The 7354-nt window shown below is 72.6% G+C and carries 2 protein-coding genes; one reads left to right on the top strand and one right to left on the bottom strand.

What is annotated here, in order from left to right; all coding sequences use genetic code 11:
* Window positions 1-1801: SpoIIE family protein phosphatase (locus ACFWBT_RS40280; protein WP_385709015.1), on the bottom strand; the 1801-nt coding region annotated here is incomplete at its 3' end.
* 980 nt (window positions 1802-2781) lie between these two features.
* On the opposite strand from ACFWBT_RS40280, the gene ACFWBT_RS40275 reads away from it, so the two are divergent.
* Window positions 2782-7354, top strand: a 4573-nt coding sequence (locus tag ACFWBT_RS40275; RefSeq protein ID WP_385709018.1) for a beta-ketoacyl synthase N-terminal-like domain-containing protein, incomplete at its 3' end; no start/stop codon positions are given.

Raw genomic sequence — 7354 nt, 5'->3', positions numbered from 1 at the left:
CGGTGTCCCCCTTGCGGTAGCCGATCAGGCGCGCGAGCAGCAGGGTCACGTCGTCGCGCTGGCGCACGGGCGCCAGCGCGGAGACGACGTGCCGTGCGGCCTGCTGCAGGGCATCCCAGGGGTGCACCGTGGAAACGGCATCCGCCAGCCTGCTGATGCCCTCGTCGATCGACAGGGCCGGATCCTCCACCAGGCCGTCGGTGTAGAGGGCGAGCAGGGAGCCCGGGGGCACGCCGAACGTGTGCACGTCGAACGGCTCCCGCAGCGCGAACTCGGCGCCCAGGCCGGGGTGAGGGCGGACCGCGAGCGGACCCGCGTGCCCGTTCGGAAGCACCAGGACCGGAGGGAGGTGGCCCGCGCTGGATAGCGCCACGTGGTGGCTGACCGGGTCGTAGAGGGCGATGCAGCAGGTGGAGCCGAGGGCGCTGTAGCCGGCCGCCAGCCCGGACTCCGCGTCGTCCAGCAGCGTCACGGTCTCGTCCAGGTGCTCCAGCACCTCGTCGGGTGCCAGCCCCGCGGACAGCAGCGCGCGGGCCTCCATGCTCAGCTGGCCCATGGTTGCCGCGGCTCCCAGGCCGTGCCCGACGACGTCACCGACCACCAGCGCGGTACGGCCGTCCGGCAGCGGAAAGCTGTTCACCCAGTCGCCGCCGACGCCCGCGCTGTCGGGGGTGGCGGGCTGGTAGACGCTGGCGATCTCGATCGTGTGGCCGCCGGTCCGGGGCAGCAGCCGGCGCTGCAACGCCAGCACCTGCGTGTGCTCGCGCTGGTGTTGACGGGCCAGGTCGACGTGATGGGCGGTCCTGGCCACCAGTTCCTGCAGGTCGAACAGCTCGCTGTCGCGGAAGGGGCGGTCCGACCGCCGCCAGACCTCCGCCAGGCCCAGCACGACGGGTGGCGCGCCGTCCAGGACCAGCGGTACGCACGCCACACTCGCCGACCGGTCACCGGGCACCAGGGCACGGATCACTCGCTGACTGCCGAGCAGCCGCTCGACCGCCTCCCGGTCGGGTATGACGATGGGCTGCGGGGCATCGTCCCGCCGTACCGCCTGTGCCAGCAGGCGACTCGCGTCGCTCGGAAGATCGCCGCCCGGAGTCACGTAACCCGCGGGCCACGCCCGGTCCGGCACCAGGGCTGCCCGCCGTAGCCGGATGCGCCCCTGCGCGTGCTCGGTGACTCCCTCGCCCGTCCACACGGCGAAGTCGAGGTCGACGGCGGCCACGTCTCCCCAGGCCAGCAGGGACTCCGCCAGCGACTGCGCGGTCTCGCCGATGTCCAGCGAGGTGCCGATCGCGGTCTCGGCGGCGTACAGGTGCAGCCTCCTGGCCATGGCGATCACGGAGACGGTCAAGCCCTCCTGAGGCGCCGCGGCGGGCAGGATGCTCAGCGAGACCACCAGCTCCGACCCGTCGCCGCGCCGCAGGCGCTGGATCCGGGCGACGTGCGCCTCACCGATCTCCAGGACCTGCCGCAACCGCCGTGTGATCGTCGGTACGTCCCCGGCGGGCAGGAGATCCGCGAACGGACTCCCGGCCTCGGCGTCCAGACCCGCGAATACGGGGGCGTCCAGATTGCAGCGGGTGATTCGCAGATCCCTGTCCAGGTTGACCACGCCGAGAATCTGATCCTGACGGTCGGCCGCCGGGTTCTCGGGTACGCGTTGGCGAGTGGCGCGGTCGCCCTGCGCGTTCGCGGGACCGGCCGCCGCTGCCGCTCCGCCGCGCGGGATGTAGCGCCCCAGGGCACTGCTGACCATGTCGAACGGCGAAGAGGACGAGGGGGAGGATGTGGAGTCCATGCGGCTCTCTCGCAATCCCCCGCGCAGCGCAGGGGCTGTACTCGGACCCGTGCGTCGGGGCTGTACTCGGACCCGTGCGTCGGGGCACCGAGATCCCTGACCGCACACCTCATTGAATAACACCGGGGGTCGCTTCGCCCACACCAGCGGATCGCGCGGTGAACGCTGACCATGAGGGAATGCCGCGACCGGTGGGGCCGTGCTCACCCTGCCGGGGGCGTCGCCCGCCAGGGTGCGACGACCGCCGCAGGACCACCGGGCGCCGGCGCCGACGGTGATGGCCGATCCGAGTTCGCTGGAGAGACGCGCACAGGAGCAGCATGATCAGGCCGCCCTCGAGCGCGTCACCGCGCAGCCGGTCGGCCTTGGCTTCTTGGATCTCCTGGAGAGCTTGCGGAATGCGGCCAATCAGCTCGGAGCCGGGCACCTTCACCGGAGAACGCCTTCCGGCAGGCAAGGAGCTGAACCGGGAGTCGGTCAGCACGGACCGCGCGGTCTGCAGGCCGGTGACCAGGTGGCCGACGTGCCCATCGGGGGTACCGCAGCGGGGTCATCGGGCATTCCTCGCACGCTTGCGTGAAGGGGGCGGGCGGGTCGAAAGGGCAACCTGTGCTGCAGAAAAGGCTGTGCTGAGTGATTCCCGGCTGCTTGCAAATGCGCCATGAAAGACCTGGGGCCTCATCGGCGGAGGGGAATCGGGGGAGGCTGTACAAGCCGAAATTCTCCCACGACTGTCCCTAGGGTTCTCCTTAGAGATTCCCGGCTGTCAATGCTCGTGCACGTCGACCATTGGGGATTCCCCTAAAGCTGATCCGATGCAGCGGCGGAGCGCGGCTGCGGGACCGAAACTAGGGTCACACCGCAACTTGTTGCCGCCCGGTCGAACCGATCGCCTGTGCCGTGGCCGGCACGCTGCGGTGCCTTTTCATTCTCTGTGCGGGTGGGTGGAGTGCAATATGGTCGAGTCCGAGCTCAGCGGAATGGTGAATCGGTCCGGTTCGGCTTCGGCGGATTCGGCCGATGGTATAGCTGTGATCGGCTTGGCGTGCCGACTGCCGGGGGCCGCCGACCCAGCCGCCTTCTGGCGGCTGCTCAGCGAGGGCGCGGACGCGATCACCGACGTCCCCCCGGACCGGTGGGACGGGGCCGCGGTGGGTGACGCCGACCCGTCCGCACCCGGCAGGACCGACATCCGACGGGGAGGATTCCTCGACCGCATCGGCCACTTCGACGCCGGGTTCTTCGGAGTCTCCCCCAAGGAGGCCGCCGCCATGGACCCGCAGCAGCGGCTTGTGCTGGAGCTGGCCTGGGAAGCGCTGGAGGACGCGCACGTGCGTGCCGGGACGCTGCGCTCCACCCGGACCGGGGTATTCGTCGGCGCCATCTGGGACGACTACGCGACCTTGCACCACCGCTCCGGGCTCACCGCCATCTCTCCGCACACCGTCACCGGCCTGCACCGCAGCATCATCGCCAACCGGGTCTCGTACTTCCTCGGGCTCAACGGCCCCAGCCTGACCGTGGACTCCGGCCAGTCCTCCTCTCTGGTCTCGGTCCACCTCGCCTGCGAGAGCCTCCGCGAGGGCGAATCGACGATCGCCCTCGCGGGCGGCGTGAACCTCAACATCGTTCCCGAGAGCGCCATGGGCGCCGCCAAGTTCGGCGGCCTGTCCCCCGACGGCCGCTGCTTCACCTTCGACGCCCGCGCGAACGGCTACGTCCGCGGCGAGGGCGGCGGCATCGTCGTGCTCAAACCTCTCGCCCGGGCCGTCGCGGACGGCGACCCCGTCTACTGCGTGATCCGCGGCAGCGCGGTCAACAACGACGGTGGCGGCGACGGGCTGACCGTGCCGCTGCAGGCGGGGCAGGAACAGGTGCTGCGTCTCGCCTACGAGCGGGCCGGGATCGACCCCGCCCACGTCGGCTACGTGGAGTTGCACGGCACCGGCACCAAGGTCGGCGATCCCGTCGAGGCAGCCGCGCTCGGCGCAGTGCTCGGTGCGGGACGCGAGCGCGGCCGCCCACTGCGGGTCGGCTCGGCCAAGACCAACGTCGGCCACCTGGAGGGTGCCGCCGGCATCACCGGCCTGCTGAAGGCCGCCCTGTCGCTCAGCCACCGCGAACTGCCCGCCAGCCTCAACTTCGAGACGCCGAACCCGGCGATCCCCCTGAACCGGTTGAACTTGCGGGTGCAGACCGAGCACACGTCGTGGGAGGGCCAGGAGGACCGCCCGCTGCACGCCGGCGTCAGCTCGTTCGGCATGGGCGGCACCAACTGCCACATCGTGCTGGCGGAACACCGGGCGACCGCGGCGGGCGCGGCCGCGGAGGCGGGTACGAGCGCGGCGCCGACCCTCTGGCCGCTGTCCGCCAGGACCGCGTCCGGGCTGCGCGCCCAGGCCGCCGCCCTGCTCGCACACGCCGAGGCGCACCCCGGTCTCGTCCTGCCCGACGCCGGCTGGTCGCTGGCCACCGGCCGCACCGCCTTCGAACACCGGGCGGTCGTCGTGGGCGAGGATCGCGACGACTTCTTGCGCGCCCTGCGAGAGCTGTCCACCGGCGGCATCGACGCCGCACTGACCACGGGCCGCACGGGCGCGCGCGGCGAGCTCGCCTTCCTCTTCTCCGGCCAGGGCAGCCAGCGAGCCGGCATGGGACGCGAACTGGCCGAGGCCGTCCCCGCGTTCGCCACCGAGCTGGACGAGGTGTGTGCCCACCTCGACCCCTTGCTGCCGCGGCCGCTGCGCGAGGTCATGTTCGCCCCCGAAGGCACCGAGGAAGCGGCCGAACTCGACCGGACCCTCTACACGCAGACCTCGCTGTTCGCCCTCGAGGTCGCCCTGTTCCGGCTTCTGGAGAGCTGGGGCATCACCCCCGGCGTGCTCGTGGGCCACTCCATAGGCGAACTCGCCGCCGCGCACGTCGCCGGCGTCCTCTCGCTCGCCGACGCCTGCGCCCTCGTGGCCGCGCGCGGGCGTCTGATGCAGGCGCTGCCCGCCGGCGGCGTCATGATCGCCGTCCAGGCCACGGAGGACGAGGTCCGCGCCCGCATCGGCGACCGCACGGACCGCGTGAGCATCGCCGCCCTGAACGGACCGGACTCCGTCGTCGTCTCCGGCGACGAGGACCTCGCCACCGAGATCGCCGACGCCTTCGCCGCCCTGGGCCGCAAGACCAGCCGGCTGAGGGTCAGCCACGCCTTCCACTCCCCGCACATGGAACCCATGCTGGCGGAGTTCCGCGACGTGGCCGAGGGCCTCACCTTCCACGCCCCGCGCATCCCGATCGTGTCCAACGTGACGGGCCGACTGTCCGAAGAGCCCTCGGAGTACGAAGGGTGCACGGCCGCGTACTGGGTCCGCCATGTGCGCGACGCGGTCCGCTTCGCCGACGGCATCGCCCGCCTCGACGAGCAGGGCGTCCACACCTACCTGGAGCTCGGCCCGGGCGGCGTGCTCACCTCCATGGCTCGCGCCGGCGCTGACAGCGAGTCCCTGTTCGTCCCCGCCCTGCGCGCCCGTCGCCCCGAGGCGCAGGCCCTGCTTGCGGCAGTCGCCTCGCTGCACGTCCACGGCGTGCAGCCGGACTGGGACGCCCTGTTCGGCGGCGGGCGAGACACACGCCGCAAGGTCGCACTGCCCACCTACGCGTTCGAACGGCAGCGGTACTGGCTGGACGGCGTCACCACGTCGTCCGTCGCCACCACCGGCTGGGCTCCCGCGGCTCCGGAGCCGGACGCCATCGCCATCGCCGAGACCGACAGCGCGCCCCTCGGAGCCCTGGGCCGACGGCTGACCGGACTGCCCCGGTCCGAACGCGACGAGGCCGTGCTCGACCTGGTCCGCGCACACATCGCCGCCGTCCTGGGCCACGCCGAAGCCCGCCAGGTCGAGACCGAGTGGACGTTCAAGGACCTCGGCTTCGACTCGCTCAGCTCGGTGGAACTGCGCAACCAACTGGGCGAGGCCACCGGCCTGCGCCTGCCCAGCGGGCTGCTGTTCGACCACCCGACCCCTGCCGCGCTCGCCCGCCACCTCGCCGCCCGGTCCCTGGGCGGCGAGGACTCGGCGGCCTCCGCGTCCGCGACGTCGGCCGACCCCGACGAGCCCATCGCCATCGTGGCCATGAGCTGCCGTCTGCCCGGCGGGGTGAGTTCCCCCGAGGACCTGTGGCGGCTGGTCGCCTCAGGTGGCGACGCCATCTCCGGATTCCCGGCGGACCGCGGCTGGGACGTCGAAGCGCTCTACGACCCGGAGCCCGGGACGCTCGGCAAGTCCTCGACGCGGTACGGCGGCTTCCTGCACGAGGCGGCCGAGTTCGACGCCGGCTTCTTCGGCATCAGCCCCCGCGAGGCCGCCGCGATCGACCCGCAGCAGCGGCTGGTCCTGGAGACCGCGTGGGAGGCCTTCGAGCGGGCCGGCATCGACCCGGCCACGCTACGCGGGAGCCGGGCGGGCGTGTTCATCGGCGCGACGGCACAGGACTACGGCCCCCGGCTTCACGAGCCGGCCGACGGCATCGAGGGCTACCTGCTGACCGGCACGACGACCAGCGTCGCCTCGGGCCGCGTGGCCTACTCGTTCGGTCTCGAAGGCCCGGCGGTCACCGTGGACACGGCCTGCTCGTCCTCGCTGGTGGCGCTGCACCTGGCCGTCCAGTCGCTGCGGAGCGGCGAGTGCACGATGGCCCTGGCCGGCGGCGTCACCGTGATGTCCACGCCCGGCATGTTCGTGGAGTTCAGCCGCCAGCGCGGCCTGTCGGCGGACGGCCGCTGCAAGGCGTTCGGCGCCGGGGCCGACGGTACGGGCTGGGCCGAGGGCGCGGGCATGCTCCTGGTGGAGCGGCTCAGCGACGCCCGGCGCAACGGTCACCGGGTGCTGGCCGTCGTGCGGGGCAGCGCGGTGAACCAGGACGGCGCGTCGAACGGACTCACGGCGCCCAACGGCCCCTCCCAGCAGCGCGTCATCCGCCAGGCCCTGGCGACCGCCGGACTCGCGCCCGCGGACGTCGACGCCGTGGAGGCGCACGGTACGGGCACGAGGCTGGGCGACCCGATCGAGGCAGAAGCCCTCATCGCCGCCTACGGCCAGGGACGGGACGGCGACCGGCCGTTGTGGCTGGGCTCGCTGAAGTCGAACATCGGCCACGCCCAGGCCGCGGCGGGCGTGGCCGGTGTGATCAAGATGGTCATGGCGATGCGGCACGGCGTGCTGCCGCAGACCCTGCACGTCGATGAGCCGACGCCGCACGTGGACTGGTCGGCCGGTGATGTCCGGCTGCTCACCGAGGCCGTGGAGTGGCCTGCGACCCACGCGCCGCGGCGTGCCGCCGTGTCGTCCTTCGGCATCAGCGGCACCAACGCTCACGTCATCGTCGAACAGGCCGCGACGAGCGACGAGCCCGCCCGCGAGACGGCCGTCCCGGGGCCGGTGCCGTGGGTGCTGTCGGCGAAGAGCGATGGGGCGCTGCGTGCCCAGGCGGAGCGCCTGCTCTCCTTCCTGGAGGACGGCCGGGGTGGCCCCGGGAGCGCCCCGGCCGACATCGGCTTCTCCC

It is taken from the genome of Streptomyces sp. NPDC060027 (assembly GCF_042737005.1).
GTDB lineage: Bacteria > Actinomycetota > Actinomycetes > Streptomycetales > Streptomycetaceae > Streptomyces.
Note: the sequence above shows the minus strand (reverse complement) of the source record. Positions and strands in the feature narration are given on the sequence as shown.